Source organism: Streptomyces sp. NPDC059003 (assembly GCF_042740445.1).
Taxonomy (GTDB): Bacteria; Actinomycetota; Actinomycetes; order Streptomycetales; family Streptomycetaceae; genus Streptomyces.
Genome location: NZ_JBHYJH010000010.1, coordinates 1 through 20,668 on the forward strand (window position 1 = coordinate 1; position 20,668 = coordinate 20,668).

The 20,668-nt window shown below is 72.6% G+C and carries 25 protein-coding genes; 14 read left to right on the forward strand and 11 right to left on the reverse strand.

The window, feature by feature from the left end; genetic code table 11:
* Positions 1-122: 122 nt before the first annotated feature.
* Positions 123-791, forward strand: coding sequence for a hypothetical protein (locus tag ACFWZ5_RS07155; protein ID WP_384800511.1), 669 nt, complete (start codon positions 123-125; stop codon positions 789-791).
* 63 nt (positions 792-854) lie between these two features.
* Here the strand turns inward: ACFWZ5_RS07155 and ACFWZ5_RS07160 are convergent, their stop codons facing one another.
* Positions 855-1,475 carry a CGNR zinc finger domain-containing protein gene (locus ACFWZ5_RS07160; RefSeq protein ID WP_384800514.1) on the reverse strand — a complete coding sequence of 207 codons (621 nt, stop codon included), beginning with the start codon at positions 1,473-1,475 and terminating at the stop codon, positions 855-857.
* A gap of 35 nt (positions 1,476-1,510) precedes the next feature.
* On the opposite strand from ACFWZ5_RS07160, the gene ACFWZ5_RS07165 reads away from it, so the two are divergent.
* From ACFWZ5_RS07165 to ACFWZ5_RS07175, 3 genes are all read left to right on the forward strand, one after another.
* Entirely contained in the window at positions 1,511-2,791 is a 1,281-nt protein-coding gene (locus ACFWZ5_RS07165; protein WP_384800517.1) for an MFS transporter, read from the forward strand.
* Positions 2,792-2,830: 39 nt separating this feature from the next.
* A complete protein-coding gene (locus ACFWZ5_RS07170; protein ID WP_384890503.1) occupies positions 2,831-3,391 on the forward strand; it encodes a hypothetical protein in 561 nt (186 codons plus the stop codon).
* Positions 3,392-3,622: 231 nt separating this feature from the next.
* On the forward strand, positions 3,623-3,838 hold the full coding sequence (locus tag ACFWZ5_RS07175) for a DUF5999 family protein (protein ID WP_384800523.1): 216 nt from the start codon (positions 3,623-3,625) through the stop codon (positions 3,836-3,838).
* 107 nt (positions 3,839-3,945) lie between these two features.
* On the opposite strand, the gene ACFWZ5_RS07180 is transcribed toward ACFWZ5_RS07175, so the two are convergent.
* Positions 3,946-4,554 carry a TetR/AcrR family transcriptional regulator gene (locus ACFWZ5_RS07180; RefSeq protein ID WP_384800526.1) on the reverse strand — a complete coding sequence of 203 codons (609 nt, stop codon included), beginning with the start codon at positions 4,552-4,554 and terminating at the stop codon, positions 3,946-3,948.
* Positions 4,555-4,683: 129 nt separating this feature from the next.
* Between ACFWZ5_RS07180 and ACFWZ5_RS07185 the strand changes: the two genes are divergently transcribed.
* The 3 genes from ACFWZ5_RS07185 to ACFWZ5_RS07195 all read left to right on the forward strand — a co-directional run bounded on the left by ACFWZ5_RS07185 (position 4,684) and on the right by ACFWZ5_RS07195 (position 7,630).
* Positions 4,684-6,147 carry a cytochrome P450 gene (locus tag ACFWZ5_RS07185; RefSeq protein ID WP_384800529.1) on the forward strand — a complete coding sequence of 488 codons (1,464 nt, stop codon included), beginning with the start codon at positions 4,684-4,686 and terminating at the stop codon, positions 6,145-6,147.
* 137 nt (positions 6,148-6,284) lie between these two features.
* Complete coding sequence (locus ACFWZ5_RS07190; protein ID WP_384800532.1) at positions 6,285-6,557, forward strand: hypothetical protein; 273 nt, start codon at positions 6,285-6,287, stop codon at positions 6,555-6,557.
* A complete protein-coding gene (locus ACFWZ5_RS07195; protein WP_384800535.1) occupies positions 6,554-7,630 on the forward strand; it encodes a glutathione S-transferase family protein in 1,077 nt (358 codons plus the stop codon). Before ACFWZ5_RS07190 ends, ACFWZ5_RS07195 begins: the two co-directional genes overlap by 4 nt.
* Before the next feature lie 103 nt (positions 7,631-7,733).
* Here the strand turns inward: ACFWZ5_RS07195 and ACFWZ5_RS07200 are convergent, their stop codons facing one another.
* Both ACFWZ5_RS07200 and ACFWZ5_RS07205 read right to left on the reverse strand, forming a co-directional pair.
* On the reverse strand, positions 7,734-8,942 hold the full coding sequence (locus ACFWZ5_RS07200; protein ID WP_384800538.1) for a glycosyltransferase: 1,209 nt from the start codon (positions 8,940-8,942) through the stop codon (positions 7,734-7,736).
* Complete coding sequence (locus tag ACFWZ5_RS07205; protein WP_384800541.1) at positions 8,939-9,814, reverse strand: MerR family transcriptional regulator; 876 nt, start codon at positions 9,812-9,814, stop codon at positions 8,939-8,941. The genes ACFWZ5_RS07200 and ACFWZ5_RS07205 overlap by 4 nt, the downstream gene beginning before the upstream one ends.
* 345 nt (positions 9,815-10,159) lie before the next feature.
* Between ACFWZ5_RS07205 and ACFWZ5_RS07210 the strand changes: the two genes are divergently transcribed.
* Positions 10,160-11,197 (forward strand): winged helix-turn-helix domain-containing protein, encoded by a 1,038-nt coding sequence (locus tag ACFWZ5_RS07210; RefSeq protein WP_384800544.1) that lies wholly within the window; start codon positions 10,160-10,162, stop codon positions 11,195-11,197.
* 12 nt (positions 11,198-11,209) lie between these two features.
* Here the strand turns inward: ACFWZ5_RS07210 and ACFWZ5_RS07215 are convergent, their stop codons facing one another.
* The 3 genes from ACFWZ5_RS07215 to ACFWZ5_RS07225 form a co-directional block, all read right to left on the reverse strand.
* Positions 11,210-12,148 carry a hypothetical protein gene (locus tag ACFWZ5_RS07215; protein ID WP_384800547.1) on the reverse strand — a complete coding sequence of 313 codons (939 nt, stop codon included), beginning with the start codon at positions 12,146-12,148 and terminating at the stop codon, positions 11,210-11,212.
* 65 nt (positions 12,149-12,213) lie between these two features.
* Positions 12,214-12,651, reverse strand: coding sequence for a hypothetical protein (locus ACFWZ5_RS07220; RefSeq protein WP_384800550.1), 438 nt, complete (start codon positions 12,649-12,651; stop codon positions 12,214-12,216).
* Positions 12,652-12,918: 267 nt separating this feature from the next.
* Positions 12,919-13,644 (reverse strand): helix-turn-helix domain-containing protein, encoded by a 726-nt coding sequence (locus ACFWZ5_RS07225; protein WP_384800553.1) that lies wholly within the window; start codon positions 13,642-13,644, stop codon positions 12,919-12,921.
* A 6-nt stretch (positions 13,645-13,650) separates the two neighbouring features.
* Here ACFWZ5_RS07225 and ACFWZ5_RS07230 point away from each other — a divergent pair, with 6 nt between their 5' ends.
* On the forward strand, positions 13,651-14,016 hold the full coding sequence (locus tag ACFWZ5_RS07230; RefSeq protein WP_384800556.1) for a hypothetical protein: 366 nt from the start codon (positions 13,651-13,653) through the stop codon (positions 14,014-14,016).
* An 81-nt stretch (positions 14,017-14,097) separates the two neighbouring features.
* Entirely contained in the window at positions 14,098-14,268 is a 171-nt protein-coding gene (gene rpmF, locus ACFWZ5_RS07235; protein ID WP_384800559.1) for a 50S ribosomal protein L32, read from the forward strand.
* A 74-nt stretch (positions 14,269-14,342) separates the two neighbouring features.
* Here rpmF and ACFWZ5_RS07240 read toward each other — a convergent pair whose 3' ends face one another.
* Positions 14,343-14,576 (reverse strand): hypothetical protein, encoded by a 234-nt coding sequence (locus tag ACFWZ5_RS07240; RefSeq protein WP_384788418.1) that lies wholly within the window; start codon positions 14,574-14,576, stop codon positions 14,343-14,345.
* Positions 14,577-14,795: 219 nt separating this feature from the next.
* On the opposite strand from ACFWZ5_RS07240, the gene ACFWZ5_RS07245 reads away from it, so the two are divergent.
* Positions 14,796-15,326 (forward strand): GNAT family N-acetyltransferase, encoded by a 531-nt coding sequence (locus ACFWZ5_RS07245; RefSeq protein WP_384788415.1) that lies wholly within the window; start codon positions 14,796-14,798, stop codon positions 15,324-15,326.
* Between the two features lie 36 nt (positions 15,327-15,362).
* On the opposite strand, the gene ACFWZ5_RS07250 is transcribed toward ACFWZ5_RS07245, so the two are convergent.
* The 3 genes from ACFWZ5_RS07250 to ACFWZ5_RS07260 all read right to left on the reverse strand — a co-directional run bounded on the left by ACFWZ5_RS07250 (position 15,363) and on the right by ACFWZ5_RS07260 (position 17,840).
* Entirely contained in the window at positions 15,363-15,596 is a 234-nt protein-coding gene (locus ACFWZ5_RS07250; RefSeq protein ID WP_384788411.1) for a hypothetical protein, read from the reverse strand.
* Between the two features lie 19 nt (positions 15,597-15,615).
* Positions 15,616-16,362, reverse strand: a complete 747-nt coding sequence (locus tag ACFWZ5_RS07255; protein WP_384788428.1) for a TNT domain-containing protein — start codon at positions 16,360-16,362, stop codon at positions 15,616-15,618.
* A gap of 185 nt (positions 16,363-16,547) precedes the next feature.
* Positions 16,548-17,840, reverse strand: a complete 1,293-nt coding sequence (locus ACFWZ5_RS07260) for a hypothetical protein (protein ID WP_384788408.1) — start codon at positions 17,838-17,840, stop codon at positions 16,548-16,550.
* A gap of 280 nt (positions 17,841-18,120) precedes the next feature.
* Here ACFWZ5_RS07260 and ACFWZ5_RS07265 point away from each other — a divergent pair, with 280 nt between their 5' ends.
* From ACFWZ5_RS07265 to ACFWZ5_RS07275, 3 genes are all read left to right on the forward strand, one after another.
* Positions 18,121-19,047: an NADP-dependent oxidoreductase gene (locus ACFWZ5_RS07265; RefSeq protein WP_384788405.1), complete on the forward strand. Its 927-nt coding sequence runs from the start codon at positions 18,121-18,123 to the stop codon at positions 19,045-19,047.
* Positions 19,048-19,172: 125 nt separating this feature from the next.
* The gene (locus ACFWZ5_RS07270; RefSeq protein ID WP_384788402.1) at positions 19,173-20,195 is read left to right on the forward strand and encodes an AraC family transcriptional regulator; all 1,023 of its coding nucleotides are present in this window, start codon (positions 19,173-19,175) and stop codon (positions 20,193-20,195) included.
* Positions 20,196-20,285: 90 nt separating this feature from the next.
* Positions 20,286-20,663, forward strand: coding sequence for a nuclear transport factor 2 family protein (locus ACFWZ5_RS07275; protein WP_384788399.1), 378 nt, complete (start codon positions 20,286-20,288; stop codon positions 20,661-20,663).
* The last annotated feature ends 5 nt before the right edge of the window (positions 20,664-20,668 follow it).

Consider the following 20,668-nt stretch of genomic DNA (forward strand, 5'->3'; position numbering starts at 1 on the left):
CGCTTTGGTCACACCAACTTCACATCATGCCGCCGTCAGCCGCCGCGCCCTGCCGTGGCGGCTGACGGCCGCCGAAGCACCAGGCGCCACCCCCATCACCCGACCAGCCATGGGAGTGCCAGATGAGGAAGCCGACGCCCCGCACAAGAATGAAGGCGCTGGCCTGCGCCCTGGGAGCCGGCGTCATGCTGGTGGCAGGCTCGGCCGGCGCCTCGGCCGGCAGCGAGCAGGCCCCGCCGGAAATGGGCATCCAGTACTACCCCGACGGCGACGCGGGCCAGTGCGCCGGGCCGCAGCAACAGTGGAAGGCCGCACCGGACTGGACCACGCCGATCCGCTTCGACACGGACAACCGGCCGGGCGGCTGTCAGTTGTCGCTCGGCATCTACGACCAGTCCAACGTGCTGTCGGGCCTGTCCGCCACGTACTCCTGGGCACCCTCCCCCGGGGGCGACGGGGGCCAGTGCGGCAACCAGGGCACCTACGCGCTGCCCATCACCCAGTTCCAGGCCCTCGGCCCCAACATCCGGGTCGACACCGACGGCCGTCCCGGCTGGTGCAACCTCACGCTCACCCTGGCCGGACGCAACGACGTGGCCCTCGACGTGCAGTACTGGGCCGACGGCGACGCAGGACAGTGCCCCGGGGCGCTCCCGCGCGGCCAGTACCGCACGGCGTCCGCGGGCAACCCCGTGACCGTGAGCATCGACGCCGACGGGCGCTCCGGCGGCTGCCAGCTGGAGCTCCGCCTGCGCCGTGTGGGCTGGAAGGCATCCAGCGCCGTCAAGTGATCCGACGCCGCCGTGAGGGACGTGTTCGGGCGGGCCGGCACGACCGGCCGGCCCGAACGCGTCTCACGGCCCCGAGCGTTCTGCCCTCGTCCCCTGACCGGCCTCCTTGGCCCGCCGGTGGGACGCCACCCGCTCCCGCGTCGCGCACCGGCGCGAGCAGTACCGGCGGGCCGCGCCGCTGCCGCCGGTGACGTACACGTTCGCGCAGCTCGGTGACGCGCACAGGCCGCCGGGAGGGCGCTGACGGTCCCACACGAGCACCGTGAGCGCCATGCAGGACGACGCAAGGAACCACTCCGCCCAGGGCGCCGAGTCGTCGCTGTCGAGGTGGACGTGCCAGGGCGTGCCGCCGCCGTGCGCGGTGAGCCGGACCGGGCCGCAGCCCTCGGCCAGCAGCCGGTTCAGGCGGACCGCCGCCGCGTCGACGTCGGGGGCGGTGAAGACCTCGCGCAGGGACACGGCCGCCTCCGCCATCTCGGCCACGTCCGCCGCCGACACCTCCAGCGGACCGCTCTCGCCGAACTCGTGCAGGACCGCTTCGACCGCCTCCGGTCCGACCGTCCGCGCGCCGGGGTCCGTGAGGACGTTGACGAGGTCCGCGGCGCGCTGTGCGGTCCGCAGTACGGAGTGACGGCTCGACCAGTCGTCCTTGGTGGGTTCCACGCCGACGAGTGTAACGCCCATGCCCACCCTCGCCGTTACCGTGTAACGTGCTGCCCATGGTGAAGCGTTACGGGATGGCGTGCTATCTCGGCGGGGCCGCCGCCGCGCGGACCGGTGACGAGATGTCAGGCCCCGCTCTGCTCCTGGTGGGTCTGGCGGTCACGGGGTCCGCGTCCACCGCGTCGGCGCTGCTGTCGGGGATCACGGTCTCCGCGGCTGTGGGCGGTCCCGTCTTCGGGGCGCTGCTCGACCGGTCGGCGCGTCCGGGGCGGCTCCTCGCGGGCGCGCTCGGCGTCTACTCCGCCGTGCTCGTCGTCCTCCTGGTGAGCCTCGGCCGCCTCCCCTTCCCCGCCGTCCTCGCGACGGCCGTCGTCGGCGGTCTCCTCGGCCCCGCCCTTGCCGGTGGCTGGACCTCCCAACTCCCGCGTGTGGCCGGGTCCGAGGGGCTGCCGCGCGCCAACGCCCTGGACGCCCTGACCTACAACGTCGCGAGCCTCACGGGCCCCGTCCTCGCGGGCCTGGTCGCGCTCGCGGCCGGGGCCCGCGCCGGGGTCGTGGCGTCCGTCGCGCTGATCGTCCTCGCGCTGCCGGTGGCCTGGACGCTGCCGCGGAATCCGGCGGCGACCCGCGAGCGCGAACGGAGTTCGGTGGCCGCCGACCTGGTCGCCGGTTTCGCCGCCATCGCGCGCGCCCGCCGCCTGGCCCGCGCGACCCTCACCTCCGTCCTGTCGTACGTCGGCGTCGGCATGCTCGTGACGTGCAGCCCGCTCCTCGGCGACGCGGCGTTCGGCTCGTCGACCTCCGGCACCTTCCTGCTGACCGCCCTCGCCGCCGCGTCCCTCACCGCGAACGCCCTCCTGGCACGGCGCCCGGACCTGCTGCGCCCCGACGCGACCGTGCTCGCAAGCACCCTCCTGCTCACGGTCGCCCTCGCCCTCGCCGCGACCACCGCGCCGATCCCCCTGTTCGTCGCGATGGTGATCGCGGGGGCCGGTACGGGACCACAGCTCACCGCGCTGTTCGCGGTACGGCACCGCGAGGCGCCGGAGCGGCTGCGCGGCCAGATCTTCACCACCGGCGCCAGCCTCAAGATCACCGGGTACGCGATCGGCGCGGGCCTCGGCGGCCCCCTCGCCACGTGGTCCCTGCCCGGGGCCCTGCTCGTCGCCGCCGGGTTCGAAGTCCTCGCGGCCATGGGCTTCCTGGCCCTCACGGTGTCCGGGCGCGGCGAGGGCGGCAAGGATCCCCGCAGCCCGGCGGACGACCCCCGAGAAGCGGACGGAGGCGCAGGAGATCCGTATCCGCTACCACCAACCGCTCGACCGCGGGGAGGATGAGGCCGAGGACATCACGCGGGCCGGCATGCCGCCCGAGCCGTGAGGGAACGGGAGGCCCGCACCATGAAGAAGTACGGCAGCCCGCGGGGCCCGCTGGCGCCCCCAGGGATGCCCGACGCCTCTCCGCCCGCGGTGGTGCTGCAGGACTACGACCAGCACGGCCGGGTGTGGTCCCTCGCCCCCGAGACCGGACTCCTGGAACCCGCGTCCGGCCGCTGTCACGGCTTCGTGCACCTGTTCACCGCCTCTCCCGGAGAGGGCGAACCGGTCGTCGCAGCCGCCCTGTACGCCGAAGGACCCGACAGCGGGGTCCTCTGGCTGCAGCACGGGCCGCGGCGGTGGGACTGCTCCACCGTGTCCGTCCGGCAGGCCTCCGAAGCGGACGGGCACCGTCTTTTCACCGTCTTCGGAGTGCGTGGTCCGGAGCTCGAACTGCGGTACCCGGCGCCGGATCCCGGCCCCTTCGACCCGGCGTACCACTGGATCGACACGGTCGCCGACGACTTCTTCCTGTGGGCCGCCGAGCGCCTGGCCGACGACAGCGGGGGCGCGCGGCGCGCACTGGCGGAGCACTTCGAGGCCGGGTTCCTTCCGGCGTGAATCGGTCCGCCTTCATGAGCCCCCGGAGCGATGAGTCGGCGGGCTCCGCGGAGTCATAAGAGGTACTAGGAGGGGCCGTTGGACCCGGCACCTTCCAGGGAACCACCGCAGACGACATCCGCAGACCCCGAGCACGCCGAAGACTCCGAAGAGGCTGAAGAGCCCCCAGGAGTCCGAGGAAGCCGAGCAGACCGGGCCGCGCCGGGCGCGACCCTCACCCGGAGGTGTCCCATGTGTGCCCACCAGCCGCCGTGCCCGTCCGCCGAGGGACCCGACCGCGACGCCGCCCTGGTCGTCAGTGCCCACCCCGAACAGGGGTGGAGCCTGCTGTGCAACGGCACGATCGTCTTCGACGACACCGGTGAACTGCTGCCCGACGGGCGCGTGATACCGCCCGCGCGCGGCACCTTCACGACCCGGCCCACGACCCTTGCGATGGCCGCCTGAGACCGGGGGCCTGCCCGACGAGCCAGGGCTTGTCCGACGGACCGGGGCTTTGGCCGACGGACCAGGGCTCGGCTGACGGGCCGAAGCGATGGCTCGTCGGGCAGGCCCTAAGGCAGGATCGCCCCGAGCAGCGCCCGCGCGCACAGATCGCGGACCTGAGCGCGGCTCAGCTCCGGCTCCGCGAGCCACTCCAGGCAGACGGCGACCATGAACGCGAGCCAGCCGCGCACGGCGAGGCGCAGCGCGGGCAGGTCGTCGCTGAGGTGTGCGGTCTCGGGGTCGGTGGCGAGGGCCGCGAGGAGCTGCCGCTCCTGACCGGCGAGCGCCTCGCGGTACACCGCGCGGACCACCGGGTCACCGGCGGCCTCCCCGCGGTGGAAGGCGCGGAAGCCCTCGGCATGGGTCTCGACGTAGCCCAGGAAGGCGTCGAGGCCCGCGCCGAGCTGTGCGCGCACCGGCAGTCCGGGCACGGCCGCGGTCAGGCGGAGCATGTGCTGGCTCTCGCGCTTGACGACGGCGGCGAAGAAGTGGCCCTTGGTCGGGAAGTAGTGGTACAGGAGCCCGCGTGAGACGCCCGCGATCTCGGCGACCTGTTCGATCCACACCTCGTCGTAGGGGTTCTGCGCGAAGAGCCGCGATCCCACGGTGAGGAGTTGTTCCTTGCGCTCCTCGGTGCTCAGTCTGCGGCGCGTGCGCTCGTGCGGGTTCGCGGCCATGCGAGCACTTTACTGGACTTCGGTCGCCTTACTTGACGTCGGTTCAACAGCGGGACCAGACTGGCGGCGCCTATTGAATCCACGTATAAGAAGGCCCAACGGGCCCTGTACGCAAGGGAGATGGCGGACATGGCGCAGTTGACGCGGCAACCGGACGGTGCCGGGACCTTGCCCAAGGGCTTCCGGGGCGCGGAGCTGGGCTGGCCCCAGCTGCACCGCATCCCCCACCCGCCGCGCCGCGTCCCGCTCGCCGGTGACGTCCTCGGCGTCAACCTGCGCACGCCCGTACAGGACTCGATGCGCTTCGGGGCGCGGCTGGGCCCGATCTTCCGGCGCAAGGCCTTCGGCAGGGAGGTCGTCTTCGTGGGCGGCGCGCGGCTCGCGGCCGAGCTGGCCGACGAGGCGCGGTTCGCCAAGCACGTGGGTCTCGGCATCGCCAATCTGCGGCCCCTGGCGGGCGACGGCCTGTTCACGGCGTACAACCACGAACCCAACTGGCAGCTCGCGCACGACATCCTCGCGCCCGGCTTCAGCCGCGAGGCGATGGCGGGCTACCACCCGCTGATGCTCGACGTCGCCCGGCAGCTCATGGCGCACTGGGACGCCCAGGAGGCGGCGGGGCGGGCCGTGGACGTGCCCGGCGACATGACGAAGCTGACCCTGGAGACCATCGCCCGCACCGGGTTCGGGTACGACTTCAGCTCCTTCGCGCGCTCCCGGCCGCACCCCTTCGTGACCGCCATGGTCGGCACTCTCAGCCACGCGCAGCGCCGCAACGTGGTGCCGCCCGCGCTGGCACCCCTGCTGCTGCGCGGTGCCGAGCGGCGCAACGCCGTCCACACGGCGTACCTCAACCGGACCGTCGACGAGGTCGTCGCCGCCCGGCGTGCGGCGGACGCCTCGGGAGCGCGCGGCGACCTCCTCGACCGGATGCTGGACGTCGCCCATCCGGACACCGGTGAGCGCCTGTCCGCGGAGAACATCCGGCGCCAGGTCATCACGTTCCTCGTGGCGGGGCACGAGACGACCTCCGGCGCCCTGTCGTTCGCGCTGCACTATCTGGCCGGCCGCCCCGACGTCCTCGCCCGCGCGCGGGAGGAGGTGGACGAGGTGTGGGGTGACGCGGAGGCGCCCGCGTACGAGCAGGTGGCGAAGTTGCGGTACGTGCGCCGCGTGCTCGACGAGTCGCTGCGCCTGTGGCCCACCGCGCCGGGGTTCGCGCGTGAGGCGCGGCAGGACACGGTGCTCGGCGGGAGGCATCCGATGCGGCGCGGCGCGTGGGCGTTCGTCCTTGCGGTGCTGCTGCACCGGGATCCGGAGGCGTGGGGTCCGCGGCCTGAGGTGTTCGACCCCGACCGGTTCGCCCCCGCCGCGGTGCGGGCGCGGCCGCCGCACGTCTTCAAGCCGTTCGGCACCGGCGCGCGGGCGTGCATCGGCCGCCAGTTCGCGCTGCACGAGGCGACGCTGGTGCTTGCGCTGCTGCTGCGCCGCTACGACCTGCTGGCCGAGCCCGGCTACCGGCTGCGGGTCGTCGAGCGCCTGACGGTCATGCCGCAGGGGCTTCGCCTTCGGCTGTCCCGCCGGGGCCGCTGACCGCGGCGCCCGGACGGGGCGGGCCGGTTGAACCCGGAACGAATGGCGGCCGGTTGAGGGGCAATTGTCAGACCCGTGCGCAAGAGTGGAGGTTGCACCTTCACTCATTGTTGACCACGGGCTAAGGAGCCAACCGAATGACCGGCACGACGTACCCCGAACTGGCCGCCGCCCAGGCCTGCCTGCGGCTGCTGCACACCGCACGCGCCGCCCTGTCCGACCCGGTCACACCACAGACCATGGCGCTGCTCGCCGCCCCGATCGCCGAGGCCGACGAGGCGCTGCGCCGCGCGGGACTCGCGGGCAACGAGGCCGAGCTGCTCGACAGGATCTATTTGTTGCCACCCCCGGCTCCGGCGCAAGGACCGGCACCCGCGGAAGCCGAGGCGGCTCAGGAGGCCGTTCGATGAGCGCGACGGGCGAGAGCGCCGTGCCGGGCTCGGGGACGGCGGCTGACGCGGGGTCCCAGGACACCGCGCGGAGCAACGCCGCGTACGGCAAGAAGCCGTTCAAGCGCTCCAAGAGTCACTTCGCCGACCGGATCACGGCGGACGGCCGGGACGGCTGGCCGGTGGAGGCGGGGAGATACCGCCTGGTGGTGAACCGCGCCTGCCCCTGGGCGAGCCGCGCCGTCATCTCGCGGCGGCTGCTCGGCCTCGAAGGCGCGCTGTCCCTCGCGATCACCGACCCGATCCAGGACGACCGCAGCTGGCGCTTCACGCTCGACCCGGACGACCGCGACCCGGTGCTCGGCATCCGCTTCCTCAGTGAGGCGTACGACGCGCGGGAGACCGGCTATCCGGGCGGCGTGAGCGTCCCGGCCGTCGTGGACGTGCCGAGCGGCAAGCTGGTCACCAACGACTACCAACAGCTGACCCTCGACCTCGCCACGGAGTGGACCGCCCTGCACCGCCCCGGCGCGCCCGACCTGTACCCCGAGCCGCTGCGCGACGAACTCGACGCGGTCATGGAGGGCATCTACCGCGACGTCAACAACGGCGTGTACCGAGCGGGCTTCGCCTCCGACCAGCGGACGTACGAGGAGGCGTGCCGGGATGTGTTCCGGCGCCTGGAGGAGACGTCGCAGCGGCTCGCCGGCCGCCGCTATCTGGTCGGCGACAGCATCACGGAGGCCGACATCCGGCTCTTCACGACACTGGTGCGCTTCGACGCGGTGTACCACGGCCACTTCAAGTGCAACCGGTGGAAGCTGTCCGAGGACCCGGTGCTGTGGGCGTACGCCCGCGACCTGTTCCAGACGCCGGGCTTCGGCGACACGGTCGACTTCGACCACATCAAGCGGCACTACTACCAGGTCCACACGGGCATCAACCCGACCGCGATCGTGCCGCTCGGCCCCGACCTCTCCGGGTGGCTGACACCGCATCACCGCGAGGAGCTCGGCGGGCGCCCGTTCGGCGACGGGACGCCGCCGGGGCCGGTGCCGCGGGAGGAGGAGGTGCCGCCTGCGGGCAGACCCTGACTCGTCCGGCCGAGCCCGCTACGAGGGAGCTCCCCTCCGGCTGCGCCCCGCTCCAGACGTACGTGCGTGTCCCTTCCGCCCCCACCGCGCCCCGCTCTCCGGCTCACCCGATCCGCTCCACGGCCTTGAGCACCTCCCCCGCGCCGTCCTCCGTCACCATGGCGCGGGCGACGGCCGCGGCTGCGGAGGTGTACGTCGGCTCGCGGACCGCCCAGGTGAGGGCGTCGGCGAGGCGGGCCGCGGTGAGCTCCTTGAACGGGATGGCGGCGGGCGCGGCCCCGAGCGCGATCAGGCGGGCCGCCCAGAAAGGCTGGTCGGCAGTGACCGGCACGGGGACGGCGGGCACCCCGGCGCGCAGCCCCGCCGCCGTGGTGCCCGCGCCCGCGTGGTGCACGACGGCCGCCATGCGCGGGAAGAGCAGGGCGTGCGGCACTTCGCCGACCGTGAGGATCCCGTCGCCCGAGGCGTCGAGGCCCGCCCGGCCGGACTGCAGGACGCCACGCAGACCCGCCCGGCGCAGCGCGGCCACGGCGAGTTCGCTCAGGCGCTCGCCCTCGCCCGCGGCCATGCTGCCGAAGCCGACGAAGACCGGCGGGTCTCCTGCGGCCAGGAAGTCCTCGACGGCCGGCGGCAGCCGTTCGTCGGCGGCGTGGTGCGGCCACCAGTTGCCGACGACGTCGAGACCGGGCCGCCAGTCGGCGGGGCGCCGCACGACGGCCGCGCTGAAGCCGTGCAGGACCGGCCACCCGGCCGCTTCCTGTCGGGCCCGGACGGCGGCGGGCGTGGCGGTGGGCAGGCCGAGGCGGGCGCGCAGGTCCCGGATCGCGTCGGCGTAGACGCGGTCGACCATGCGCAGCGCGAAGCGGCCCGCGACGCGGTTGCCCAGGCCGCCCAGCGACCGCGCGCCGCTCACCACCGGCGCGAAGTCCCGGGTCGGATGCGCGGGCTGAAGGTAGGCGCCGATCGTGGGGACGTCCAGGGCCTCCGCCAGCTGCCAGCCGAGCGGTGCCGTGGTCGTGGACAGGACGAGGAGCTCCACCCCGTCCTCGGCGGCCTCGACGACTCCGGCGCCCACGTCGCGTACGAAGGCGCTCGCCGTTCGCATCAGCGCACGCCGCCCGGTCGCGGAGTCACGACCGCCCTGCTCGGCGGGCAGTGCCCGGAACCCCAGACCTGCGTTCCGTACGAGGGGCGCGAAAGTGTCGTGGGTGGCGAGCGCGACCTCGTGCCCCGCGGCTCGCAGGTGGGCGCCGAGGCCGGTGTACGGGGCGATGTCGCCGTACGAACCGGCCGCCGTGATGAGGATCTTCATCGGGTTCCTCCGGTGTAGGGACGGGCCATTCCGCCCTCGACCCGATCGCCACTCTCAACCTCAGGTTTAGGGTGAGCCTTTGCGCTGGCATCGGTCTCACCGCACCCGTGTGCCGCGGCATTGGCACGCACGGCCTCCCACAGATACCGGGCGAGCCCGGGCCGCTGCTGCGAGGGCGGGACGACCAGGGCGAACGCCCGCGCGTCGGCCACGAAGTCGTCGGCGATCCGCAGATGCATGTCGGGCGGGCAGTCGGTGAACCAGCGTCCGATGTGCTGCCGGTGCCGCTCCGCGAGCGCGGTCGCCCGGTCCCCGTCGGCGCGCTCGTCGGCGTCGAAGGCCGCGAGCACTTCCTCCCGCCAGGCCGCGGCCTCGGTCATGATGCGCGCCCAGTCCTCCTTGGAGTGCCCGGCCGCGCGGACCATGGCCTCCTTGTGTCCCGCGCTGTCCTGCCATTTGAGCTCGGCCTCGGTGGCGTAGCTCAGGTCGAACGTGATCTCGCCGAACACCTCGAACCGCTCGCGCGGGCTCAGCCGCACGCCGGTCCGCTGCACCTCCATGGCGCGCTCGGCGACCTCGACGAGCCGCTCCAGCTTGGCGATCTGCCCACGCAGCGCGTCGCGCCGGGCCCGCAGCTGATCGAGCGCGTCGGCCCCCGGCTCCGCGAGGATCTCGGCGATCTCGTCGAGCGCGAAGCCGAGTTCCCGGTAGAAGAGGATCTGCTGGAGCCGGGCCAGGTCCGCGTCGCTGTAGAGGCGGTAGCCGCCGGAGCTGCGCTCGCTGGGCGTGAGCAGCCCGGCCCGGTCGTAGTGGTGCAGGGTACGGACGGTGACCCCGGCAAAGCCAGCGACCTGTCCGACGGTGTAACTCATGGTGCTCGCCCTTTCGTCGCGAACAGCGTGCAGCCTGACGCGACGTGAGGGTCAAACGGTGACCTGTGCTGTCTCACACAATCCTTGAGCCGTCATCAGCGCGGCCCGTACGCTCCGGCACCTGATGAGCACCGGCATCAGTGATGCCTGACTAGGGGAATTACTGCGGGCGTGCAGAGGAAGAGTTCGTAGCCCGCACTCTTCCGGAGCCCGCACTCGGCTTTCCTCCACGTGTATTTCCGCTCTTTCCACCACGCGTACGACGAGCGACCTGATTCACCCTGGCCCGAGCAGCGACATTCCCGGAAGATCGCCCCAGACTATGGTGTCCGGGGGGAGCAGAGCGTGGTCTACCGCATCCATTTCACGGTGGAAGACCTGGCGCGGACGCGTATGGCGCAGACCCCACACCCCCTGCTGGAACTGAGTGCGGCGGTGCGGATGCTCCGGCCGGGCCGACTCCCGATGCACTTTCACGCCTGGAGGCGCCAGGCCCTCAACGACCTGACGGGGCCGGACTCCGCCGCCCGCATGGTCCTCGACCTCATCCCACCCCACGGCTGGGCACCGGACTTCCTGGTCCCCACCGGCGCCGGGAGCACCCAAGAGCTACTGGAACAGGTGCGTCGCACATCCCGGCCACAGATCCGCCGGGACCTGGAACTCGTAGCGCAGTGGCAGCCCATCCCTCCGTGGGCACGGCACCTGCCCGATGACCCCGATCTACTACGGCAGGTCCACGACAGCCTGCGGCACCTCTGCGCCGTTCTCCTGACTCCCTGCTGGCAGCAGATCACCCACACCACCACCGCCGACCAGGATCTGCGGATGCGACAAGCCCTGACCGGTGGCATAGAAGAGGTGTTGGCCTCCCTGAACCCGCGGCGCGTCCGCTGGAACCCGCCCCTCCTGGAGGTCGCCATGGTCTCGGGACACGACGAGGACCTGCATCTCGAAGGGCGCGGACTGCTGCTCGTCCCCACAGTCTTCGGAGTCGCGGGACCCGCCATCGACCCCGAAGCCGAGCCCCAACCCGTGATGAGCTTCCCCGTCGGAAGCGATCACCACGCGCAGAACACACCGCCCCTGTTCATCGCACCGTCCCCACCGTCACCGTCAGGCCCGTCCGCAACCAACACCGCACTGGCAGCACTCCTGGGCCGCACCCGGGCCACCATCTTGGCCACCATCGCCGAACACCCCGGCCGCTCCACCAAGGAACTCGCCGCGCTCACGGGCGTCACGCCCCCGAGCGCCAGTGAACACGCGACCACGCTGCGCGCAGCCGGTCTCATCAGCACCGTCCGACACCACAATGCGGTCCTCCACAGCCTCACCGCGCTGGGCATCGCCCTCCTCAACACCGCACACCAGAGGCCGTGAACGTCTCACACATCACCCGTCCTTCAGCACCTTGGCAGCGGCCTCGCTCTCCCGCTGACGCAGCGAGCGCCATGCGGCCGCAGGCTGCGGGTTGGCGTCGAGCCAGCGCTGCTGCAGCAGGGCGAGCCTGTCGTACGCGCGCTTCAGGTAGCCGGTGGCGTGCTTGCAGGTGACGTCGGCGCGGGCCGCGGGTTGTTCGGTGAGAGGGGTGTCGGGACGCAGGGTCGCTGCGAGCCGCTGTGGGTCTTTCGCGGTGCTGAACCCCGCGTGCCGCATGCAGGAACGCCAGCGAGCCGTCGCTCCGCGGAACGCGGAATCCTTTCCCAGCGTGCGCAGCGCGTCGCGCTCCCCCTGGTCGAGCCGCAGCCGCAGGGTGAGATCGCGTCGCGGCCCGCCCTCGCCCAGAAGCCGTTTCTGGGCGTCGGCCAGGCAACCCGTGGCGGGCTGGTTCACACTGATCTCCTTGTTGCGGGCGGAGATCCTGCGTTGCGGATCACCGTAGAGCGCCCGGCCGAATGCCTCTCCACGGGGTCGCTCCGCGCGCTGCACGCCGGGCCGGTCGGCGGAGCCCGGTGGGTTGAGGGTCTCGATGCCGAACTGTGCCGGTCCTGAGCCGGCGTCTGCCGCGGCCTTGGCGCCGACGGGAGGCGCCTCGTAGCGGAAGCCCCGCTCGGCCATACAGCGAGCGATCAGGCGTTGTTGGGCTTCGTGGACGCGGCGGGAGGTGGCGGTCGGTGTGTGCAGCAGGGGATACAGCGGGAGCCGGGAACGCAGCACGGCAGGCGCAGGACCGGACTGCTGTCCCGACTCCTGTCCCGACTGCTGTCCGGACTGTCGGGCGGGCGGCGGCGCGCTGTCGTGCAGCGCCCAGACAAGGGTCCCGGTGAGGACGAGGAGGGCGAGCGCCAGAGCGGTGACACCCGCCCCGCGGCCCACTTTCAGCGGGGGCATGGCAGATCTTCTCTCCGTGGTCCGTAGTCAGGCTGCGATGACCGGTGGTGCCGGGGGGCGTTGACTCAGTAGCAGTTGATGCTGGTCTGGCTCCGCACCTGGAGCGAGCTGGCCCTGTCCCGAAGAGTCGGGTTGATGTAGTTGACCTCGTGGCCGGGGTTGACGCAGAACAGGAACCCGCCCCAGTCGCCGCCGATCCCGGTGTAGAAGTGGCTCTCGTACCCGCTGTTGCTCGAGTTGCTGGCGGACACCACGTTGTTGTGCACGGTCTGACCGCCGCCCACACGGCCGGTGAGCTGGTTGAAGGTGTCGTTGCGGAAGTCGGTGTCACTGTTGAAGTACGAGTGGCGGGCCGAGTCGTTGAGGCCCTGGTAGAACACGCAGTGATAGCCGGACGAGCAGTTGGTGTCGGCCGAGGCCGGGGACGATCCGAACAGCAGCCCGGCTGAAGCTGCCATCGTGGCCAGAGCGGTGACTGCCGCCCATCTCTTGCCTGCGCGCATGCGTCTCCTCGTTTCGATTCATGGATCGCGTACGGGGCTTCCGTACGACCCAGGGGCTTTGCCCGGGTGTCGAGCGCGCCGGGTCGGCCGACCCAGTGCGGGCCGTCACCGCCGCGACGGAAATCGCTCCCGGGCCACCAGAGTTCGCCTTCGGAGAGCGCAGGTCGACGTGATTCGGTCTGTCGCGAATGAGGGGCAATCTGGAGCGTCTCGCCCATATCCATGCCGGGCTGGGCAGAGTGCCGCCCGAAGTCCGGCAGCTCGGGTTCAGCGCGTCAGGAGCGAGCCGGGAGTGCGGCCCGCCAGCGTCCGTACCGTGCGGGTCAGATGCGCCTGGTCCGCGAAGCCCGCGTCGGACGCCGCGGCCGCGATGGCTCCGCCGTCGGCGACGAGCGCGCCGACAGCGGTGCGCAGCCGCTGCCACCGGCGCAGCGCGCCGAGCGGAATGCCCACCTCCGTCCGGACGAGGGCCCGCAGCCGTGCCGGGGAGAGCCCCACGTCCGCGGCGAGTGTGTCCAGGCGTGCCGCCCTCGCGCTCCCCCGCACCGCACATACGACACGGGGATCGACGGTGGCCGGAGGTCCGGCGGCGGCAGCGAGTTCGCGGCGCAGTGCCTCGACGTCCACCCCCAGGCCACCGTGCCCCAGCGCGTCGAGCAGTCGCCGCGCCGTCCGCGCACCCAGCCACGTAGGCCCCGAGGGATCGGCCCGTACGCACCACGGGTCGAGGAAGACGGCAACGAAGCCCGACGAGGCGGCGCAGGTGTGCGCGTACTGCGGTGGCACGAGCACCCCGGCGCCGGCCGCGCCGGTCGCGCCGTCCACGCTCACCTCGCCGCTCCGCGGCAGCACGGCCTTCCACACCGGATGGCGGTGCGCCGACACCGCGTACGCACCCGGCTCGGCGAAGACGGTGATGCCGTCCCCCGCGACGAACGCCGTCCCGCCCCGCTCGTTCTGTTCAATACGCCGACACGGCCGCGCCCCGACCATCGGCGCATGTCGACCATCGCCGCCCTGGCCCTCGCACTCTTCCTGGCCGCCACAGCCGTCGCGCACTTCGCGTTCCCCGCCTATTTCCGCTCCCTGGTCCCCACCTGGCTTCCGCACCCCGCCATCTTCGTCACCGGCAGCGCCCTCGCGGAACTGGCCACCGCCGTCCTCCTCTGCTCACCCGGCACCCGCACGGCGGGCGGGTGGGCGGCGACTGCCCTGCTCACGACCTTCCAGGCCTCCCACGTCGACGCCGCCTGCCACACGCGGACGCGCTCCGGCCTGCTCAACAGCCCGTGGGGCGTGATCGCGCGGCTCCTGGTGAACGCCGCGTACATCGCGTGGGCGGCAGCCGTGGCGCTCACCGCGTGACACCCGCTTTTGCTAATGGGATCCATTTTCATATAGCGTCTTCCCTGCCCCTTCACCCGCCACCCACCCCCGGAGGACCTGATGGCCGTTCCCAAGCGGAAGATGTCCCGCAGCAACACGCGTCACCGCCGCGCCCAGTGGAAAGCCAGCACGTCCCAGTTGGTCCCCGTGACGGTCGACGGCGTCACCCACCTCGTACCGCAGCGCCTGGTGAAGGCATACGAGCGCGGCCTCATCCCGCTCAACGGCTGAAGCGCACACCACGCGGGGGCGGCCGACCACTGTCGCAGTGGTCGGCCGCCCCCGTGGCGGTGTTCAGCCCCGCCTCAGCCGCGCAGGAACCCGTCCCCGTGCGTGGCGATATGGGCCTCCAGGGCACTCAGCGCGTCCTGGGTGGCCCGGTCGGAGCCGCTGCCCCGCTTCTCGGCGTAGTACGCCGCGCCCAGCTTCTTGAGCAGGTCGTTGCCCGCTCGTTGCGCTTGGACCTCGTCCACCTTCTGCTTGCCCTGCTGGAGCGCGCTCTGCGCCTGCTCCTTGGCCCGGTCCAGGAATCCGGCCATGCTCACCTCCGACGAACGGATACACGGTCACGGCCCGCCCTCGACTGCGTGCCGGGCAGGCCGTAGTCCCGAGTGTGGTGATCAAGCGGGCTCCGCCGGACGTCCTCGCCGGGGTGTCACGCTTCCGGGCGGAATTATGTACACGTATGACTGCAAGTGGCCGCAAGGGCTGTCCAGCGGACGGTTGTCCATGATCGCGCCGGGCGAGATCATTCCGGGATGACTGATCACGTCTCAGCACCACTCACGGCGGTACGGCTCGCCGAGTACACGCCCGACGACCAGAAGGCGATCCTCGGCGACGGCCCCGACCCCTTCGGCGTCGCGGACACGGGGCTGACCTGGCTGCCGAAGGAGGAGCACTTCGGCGTCCGCGCGGAGGCCCGCCTCGTGGCGCACACCGGACTACTGAGGGTCCCCATAGCGATCGGCGAGATCCGCACCGAGGTGGTGGGCGTCGGCGGGGTGGCGGTCGCGCCGGATGTGCGGGGGCGGGGGCTCGCGCGGACCGTCATGACGGCGGCCCTGGACCACGCCCGGACGATGGGGCCGCGGCACGCGCTGCTCTTCTGCCGTCCGCCGCTGGTCGCCCTCTACGAGCGGCTCGGCTGGCGGGCGCTCGACCAGGACGTCCACGTCGAGCAGGCCGACGGCCCCGTGGTCATGCCGCTGCGGACCATGTGGACGCCCCTGCACGAGGGGGCGCGGTGGCCGGCCGGTGCGGTGCGGCTGCTCTCGTTCCCGCTGTAGCCGGCCTCGGGACGCGCACGGCCACATGACGCCACGTCACGTCAGCAGCCGCAGCACCCGGTCGCACGCCTCCGCCTCGGCCAAGCCCCGCGCCAGCGGCTCGTGCCGCCCCCGTTCGTACGTGCCGACCTCCCACGCCCCCTGCCCGTCGCCGCGCAGGTACACGAAGTCCGGGGGCGTGGGCGCCGGTTCGTGGACACCCTCGATCCAGTAGTAGCCGTCGGCCACGCCCGCAGCGCGCAGCGCGGACCGCAGTTCGTGGGCGTCCACGGGACTCCCCTCCGTCAGGTCAGGCGCCGGCCGGCGTGAGGTAGCCGTGGTCGAGCAGCCACTTCACGTTCAGGCGCTGGCCCTCGCCCGGGTCGAGGAACACCGGGTCGAGCTTGATCTGCTGGCCGCCGCCGGGCTGTTCGAACCAGGGCGCGATGCCGCCCTGCCAGACGGAGAACGGCTTGGCGACCTTGTACACGCGATAGTCGCAGGCGTACGCGGCGTCGCGGGTGTTGAGGTTCTGCGGGGGCAGCGCGCGCTTGGCGTAGGAGTCGCCCTCGGGCGCGAGGAAGGAGCCGAACTCCGAGCCGAAGCGGTCGAGGCGCTCGCCCTTGTCCAGCTTCTCGGGGTGCTTGTCCACCTGGCCGTTGACCGTCGCGAAGCCGTCGTTCGGCGGGTACTTCCAGCTGCCGGTGTCCGCCGGGCCCTGCCAGTACTTCTTCAGGAAGGCGGACGGCGTGAGCCCTCCGGTGCGCTTCCAGCCCTTCAGGAGCGGCCCGACGGGGCGCTGCCACTTCTTCGGCAGCCACTGGGGGCCGAGCCGGGCGTCGTCCTGGAACGCGCCGGTGCACGGCTCGGGCTTCGACGCCGAGTTCGAGGCGGACGCGCCGGCCTGGGGCGTCGACGCCTTCGAGGCCTTCGAGGCCTTCGTGGATTTCGACGGCCCCGGCTCCGCGGATGCCGTCGCGGCGGGGGCGGCCGCCACGGTGGTCAGGACGGCGGCGGTCACACCCATCGCGGCCAGGGTCGTACGAATCCGGATCACACGGCTGTGGTCCACTCAGCGGCTCCTCACGTATGCGTTCACGTATGCGCTCACATATGGGCTCGTAGGTGAGCTCGGCATGTGTGCTCGTATGTGTGCTCGTATGTGCTCACGCCTGCGCCCGCACGTCTGCGCGGGCGACAAGATTCACTCGCACAAGGTAGCCGAGCCGTGCCGCTGGGTGGTCAACTGCCGTGGTGGCGTGGCTCGGTCGCGTCCGATTCGGCCGGAATGCAGCGGGGCCGGGTGCGGGCGGCGTACGAGCGTGCGCCGATGAGCAGCCCCCAGCCGAGCCCGCCGAACGCGAAACCGCCGAACGCCACCATCCAGGCGAGGCCCGCACCCGTCGTGAACACCCCGTCCGGCTCCGGCTTCGGCACGACACCGATCGCCATGAGCGCGGACCCGATCGTGAGCAGCGTGCCGTACAGGGCGAGTCCCGCCCCGGTGAGCCAGGCCGGGATCAGCGGCAGCAGGCGCGGCACGCGGCGCCCGGCGAGGAACAGGGTCCAGCGCGGGAAGACCTGCCCCCAGCGGTGGAGCAGCCCGAGGAGCAGGAAGATGCCGAGCAGCCCGCCCAGGACGGTGACGTCCACGCCCACCGAGGCCAGGGCCCTGGAGGCGCCGGTCGCCTTGGATTCGACCTCGTCCTGCCAGGCTTCCCCGCGCACGCTGATCGCGTCGCCGCCGCACAGCCAGATCGTCTTCACCCCGGCCCACGGCAGCAGTCCGCACATCAGGAGGTACGCGGCCACACGCGTCCGGCGCGACGCGGTGGACGCGGCCGGGTGGGCCAGAGGGCCCTCGCTCCCGCCGGTGTGCCGCTGCCCGCACCGGGGGCAACGGCCGCTCAGGCGCCGCCGGTACGCCACGGCGACCAGGGTGAGCAGGGCGGCGCCAGCGGTCGTCAGGACGAGGTTCACCAGACCGGTGACGCTGTCCACGCCGGAGCCGGAGGCGATCGTCACGAAGGACACCGGCAGGCCCGGCATGCCCCACCCGAGCGCGGGGATCAGCACGACGAACGCCACCCGGACCGCGATCCGCCCGCGCCGGGCGAGCGCCCGCGTCGTGGCGAGGGCGACCCCCGCGGCGACGAGGGCGAGGACGGCCGTCAGGAGCAGCAGGGCGGGCGGGTAGTAGCGCTCCCCCGCCAGCGGTACGCCGGTGCCGGTCGCCGCCCACAGCGCCTGGACGGCGGCGCAGACGACGAGCGAGGCTGCGGCGGCACGCGGCACCCAGGTGGGCCAGCGCCTCCACCAGGGCGATCCCGGCGAACGGACGGGTGGGGTCCGGCGGTTGGGGGCCGCCGCCTTGCCGGGGGCGTCGACCCGGCTGGGGGTGTCGGCCTTGCCAGGGGCGCCAACGTTGCCAGGGGTGTCGGCCTTGCCTGGGGTGCCGACCTTGTCGGCGGCGTCGACGGGGAGCGTCACATCGTCCTCCGGGGGCGTGAATACGTACGCGGCCAGGGCGTCCACACGCCCCGCGCTCCCGAGCCTCGCCGCCGCGAAGCCCCGCCGCGTCGCCCCTGCGAACCATGCGCCTCCGCCGCACGGCGGAAGGACCACGCCGACGGCCTCGCACGGCCGAGATGGCTCGCACGCCCCACATGCAAGACGATGGGACATCTTCTGGAGACTGAAGGATATTCAGCGGCTCGTTCGATCTTCCTAGAGTTGAGCACATCAACCGCCCCGGGCAGGGGCCGCGGAGCACCTCCGCGGGACCTGTCCCCCGTATCCCGCAGGGAGACCCACCATGCGCGCTGTCGTCCAGAAGTCCTTCGGCGGACCGGAAGTCCTGGAGACCGTCGAGACCGACCGGCCCGCCCCGCTCGGCGGCGAGGTGCTGATCCGGGTGCACGCCAGCGGCGTGAACCCGGTCGACGTGGCCGTCAGGTCCGGCGCCTACCCGCTGCTCGGTGAGCCGCCGTTCGGTGTGGGCTGGGACATCTCCGGTGTCGTCGAGGAGGCGGGGCCCGGTGCCCGGTTCAAGCCGGGCGACGAGGTGTTCGGCATGCCGTTCTTCCCGCGCGCCGCCACCGGATACGCCGAGTACGTCGCCGCCCCGTCCCGCCAGGTGGCCCGCAAGCCTGCCACGCTCGACCACGTGCACGCCGCCGCGCTCCCCCTGGCCGCGCTCACCGCGTGGCAGGGCCTGGTCGACGCGGCCCGGGTCGGCGAGGGCCGGCGGGTCCTGATCCACCGTGCCGCGGGCGGTGTCGGGCACTTCGCCGTCCAGATAGCCAAGGCGCGCGGCGCGCACGTGATCGCGCTGGCGAGCGCCGCCAAGCACGACTTCGTACGCGGCCTGGGCGCGGACGAGGTCATCGACTACCGCACCACGGACTTCACACAAGCCGTCAAGGACATCGACGTCGTCTTCGACTCCAGCTCCGAGGGTGTCCGTTCGCTGAGTGTGCTGAAGCCGGGCGGGACCCTGGTGAGCATCATGGAGCACTGGAACCAGGAGCTGGCCGCGCGGGTCGAGGCCGAGGGCCGCCGCTTCGCGGGGGTCTCCGTCGAGCCCGACTACGCGTCGCTCGAAGAGATCGCCCGCCTCGTCGACGCCGGGCTCATCCGCCCGCACGTCACCGAGACGTTCGAGCTCGCCGACGCCGCCCGGGCCCATGAGCTCGTCGCCACGGGCCGGACCCAGGGCAAGGTCGTCCTGACGGTCGCGTGACCCGGCGGGGGTCGTATCGTGGACGGCCGGATCGTGCACGACGTACGGCTGAATCGTGCACGACACATGACCGGATCAGGCACGGCGTACGACCGGATCTGACACGAGTGCGAAGGGGCGGGGCGTTGGACATCCTCACCGAGGCGCTGAGCTCGATGCGGACGGGGCAGCCGAATTCCGTGCGCACCGAGGGGCGTGCCCCGTGGGGCCTGCGCCTCCCCTCCGTCGCCGGTGCCGGGTTCCATGTGGTGCTGCACGGGACGTGCTGGCTGGTGCCGTTGGAGGACGCGGGGGTCGCGACGGACGCGCGGGACACGCAGGTCCCGGGGGACGCGAGGGGCTCGAAGGCCGGGGACGTCACGGACGCCGCGCCCCACCTCCGCCCCCTCGCCCTCAGCCCCGGCGACGTCGTGTTCCTGCGCGACGGCCGCGGTCACGTCCTCGCCGACCACCCGTCCACCCCGGCCGAGGTCGAGCGGCCCGACCAGTTCAGCCCGGGCTCGCCGATCGGCACGGTGACGCTCGGCGGCGACGGCCCGCGCACCAGCCTGCTGTGCGGCAACTACCACCTGGACCAGGGCCGTCCGCACCCCCTGGTGCACCAGCTCCCCGAGATCGTCCACCTCTCCACGGGGAACGGCCGCCACCCCGAACTGAGCGCCGCCGTCCACCTCCTGGGCGCGGAGCTGGAGAACCCCCGCATCGGGTCGGCCGGCATCGTGCCCGCGCTGATCGACTCGCTGCTCCTGTACATCCTGCGGGCCTGGCTCGAGGACCAGCCGCCGGCGACCGCCACGGGCTGGGCGGCCGCCCTCGGCGACTCGGCGGTGGCCCCGGCCCTCACCGCGATCCACGCGGAACCGGCCGCGCAGTGGACCGTCGAGTCCCTGGCCCACCGCGCGGGCCTGTCCCGCGCGGCCTTCGCCCGCCGCTTCACGACGCTGGTCGGCGAACCGCCCATGGCCTATCTGACGCGCTGGCGCATGACAACCGCGGCCCGCCTCCTGCGCGAGTCCGAGGCCCCCCTCACCACGGTCGCCGCCCGCACGGGCTACGGCTCGGAGTACGCCTTCGCCAAAGCCTTCAAGCGCGAGTACGGCCGGGCCCCCGGCGGCTATCGCCGGGAGTCCCGCACCGCGGCCGCCTGAACTCGTCCATCGACCGCGGCGCGACCGGCAGTCGGCTCACGGACAAGCACGGACGAGCGTGGTCCGCGATGCGCCTGGTATTACTGGTGCATGCAGGAAGAGACCGCGCGGTCCGCGATCGACACGTTCATCTCCGCGTTCAACGCCTCGGCCGACGCCTATGTGACCGATCTGCTCTCCCAGGCCCTCACTTCGGACGTGGTCTTCTGGGGGCCGCTGGGCCGCAGTGAGGGCATCGAGGCGGTCGAGCGGTTCGTGCTCGACATCCGGCGCCACCCGGCGGGGACCGGCACGATGGTGCGCTGCTCGGCGGTGGACATGCCGGACGAGTGGGCCCGCTACCAGTGGGTCTTCACCACGCCGGACGGCGGCCCGCGCCTGGCGGGCACGGACGTCGTCCATCTGCGGCGGAGCCTCATCGACCAGATCATCGTCTTCGCCGGGGAGATCGAGCCGTCCGCCTCCTGAGGCCC

What these genes read in the sequence shown, in the direction of transcription:
- ACFWZ5_RS07155 (WP_384800511.1), top strand. Translation starts at nt 123, where the DNA reads ATGAGGAAGCCGACGCCCCGCACAAGAATGAAGGCGCTGGCCTGCGCC.
- ACFWZ5_RS07160 (WP_384800514.1), bottom strand. Translation starts at nt 1,475, where the DNA reads ATGGGCGTTACACTCGTCGGCGTGGAACCCACCAAGGACGACTGGTCG.
- ACFWZ5_RS07165 (WP_384800517.1), top strand. Translation starts at nt 1,511, where the DNA reads ATGGTGAAGCGTTACGGGATGGCGTGCTATCTCGGCGGGGCCGCCGCC.
- ACFWZ5_RS07175 (WP_384800523.1), top strand. Translation starts at nt 3,623, where the DNA reads ATGTGTGCCCACCAGCCGCCGTGCCCGTCCGCCGAGGGACCCGACCGC.
- ACFWZ5_RS07180 (WP_384800526.1), bottom strand. Translation starts at nt 4,554, where the DNA reads ATGGCCGCGAACCCGCACGAGCGCACGCGCCGCAGACTGAGCACCGAG.
- ACFWZ5_RS07185 (WP_384800529.1), top strand. Translation starts at nt 4,684, where the DNA reads ATGGCGCAGTTGACGCGGCAACCGGACGGTGCCGGGACCTTGCCCAAG.
- ACFWZ5_RS07190 (WP_384800532.1), top strand. Translation starts at nt 6,285, where the DNA reads ATGACCGGCACGACGTACCCCGAACTGGCCGCCGCCCAGGCCTGCCTG.
- ACFWZ5_RS07195 (WP_384800535.1), top strand. Translation starts at nt 6,554, where the DNA reads ATGAGCGCGACGGGCGAGAGCGCCGTGCCGGGCTCGGGGACGGCGGCT.
- ACFWZ5_RS07200 (WP_384800538.1), bottom strand. Translation starts at nt 8,942, where the DNA reads ATGAAGATCCTCATCACGGCGGCCGGTTCGTACGGCGACATCGCCCCG.
- ACFWZ5_RS07205 (WP_384800541.1), bottom strand. Translation starts at nt 9,814, where the DNA reads ATGAGTTACACCGTCGGACAGGTCGCTGGCTTTGCCGGGGTCACCGTC.
- ACFWZ5_RS07215 (WP_384800547.1), bottom strand. Translation starts at nt 12,148, where the DNA reads ATGCCCCCGCTGAAAGTGGGCCGCGGGGCGGGTGTCACCGCTCTGGCG.
- ACFWZ5_RS07220 (WP_384800550.1), bottom strand. Translation starts at nt 12,651, where the DNA reads ATGCGCGCAGGCAAGAGATGGGCGGCAGTCACCGCTCTGGCCACGATG.
- ACFWZ5_RS07225 (WP_384800553.1), bottom strand. Translation starts at nt 13,644, where the DNA reads ATGGTCGGGGCGCGGCCGTGTCGGCGTATTGAACAGAACGAGCGGGGC.
- ACFWZ5_RS07230 (WP_384800556.1), top strand. Translation starts at nt 13,651, where the DNA reads ATGTCGACCATCGCCGCCCTGGCCCTCGCACTCTTCCTGGCCGCCACA.
- rpmF (WP_384800559.1), top strand. Translation starts at nt 14,098, where the DNA reads ATGGCCGTTCCCAAGCGGAAGATGTCCCGCAGCAACACGCGTCACCGC.
- ACFWZ5_RS07240 (WP_384788418.1), bottom strand. Translation starts at nt 14,576, where the DNA reads ATGGCCGGATTCCTGGACCGGGCCAAGGAGCAGGCGCAGAGCGCGCTC.
- ACFWZ5_RS07245 (WP_384788415.1), top strand. Translation starts at nt 14,796, where the DNA reads ATGACTGATCACGTCTCAGCACCACTCACGGCGGTACGGCTCGCCGAG.
- ACFWZ5_RS07265 (WP_384788405.1), top strand. Translation starts at nt 18,121, where the DNA reads ATGCGCGCTGTCGTCCAGAAGTCCTTCGGCGGACCGGAAGTCCTGGAG.
- ACFWZ5_RS07275 (WP_384788399.1), top strand. Translation starts at nt 20,286, where the DNA reads ATGCAGGAAGAGACCGCGCGGTCCGCGATCGACACGTTCATCTCCGCG.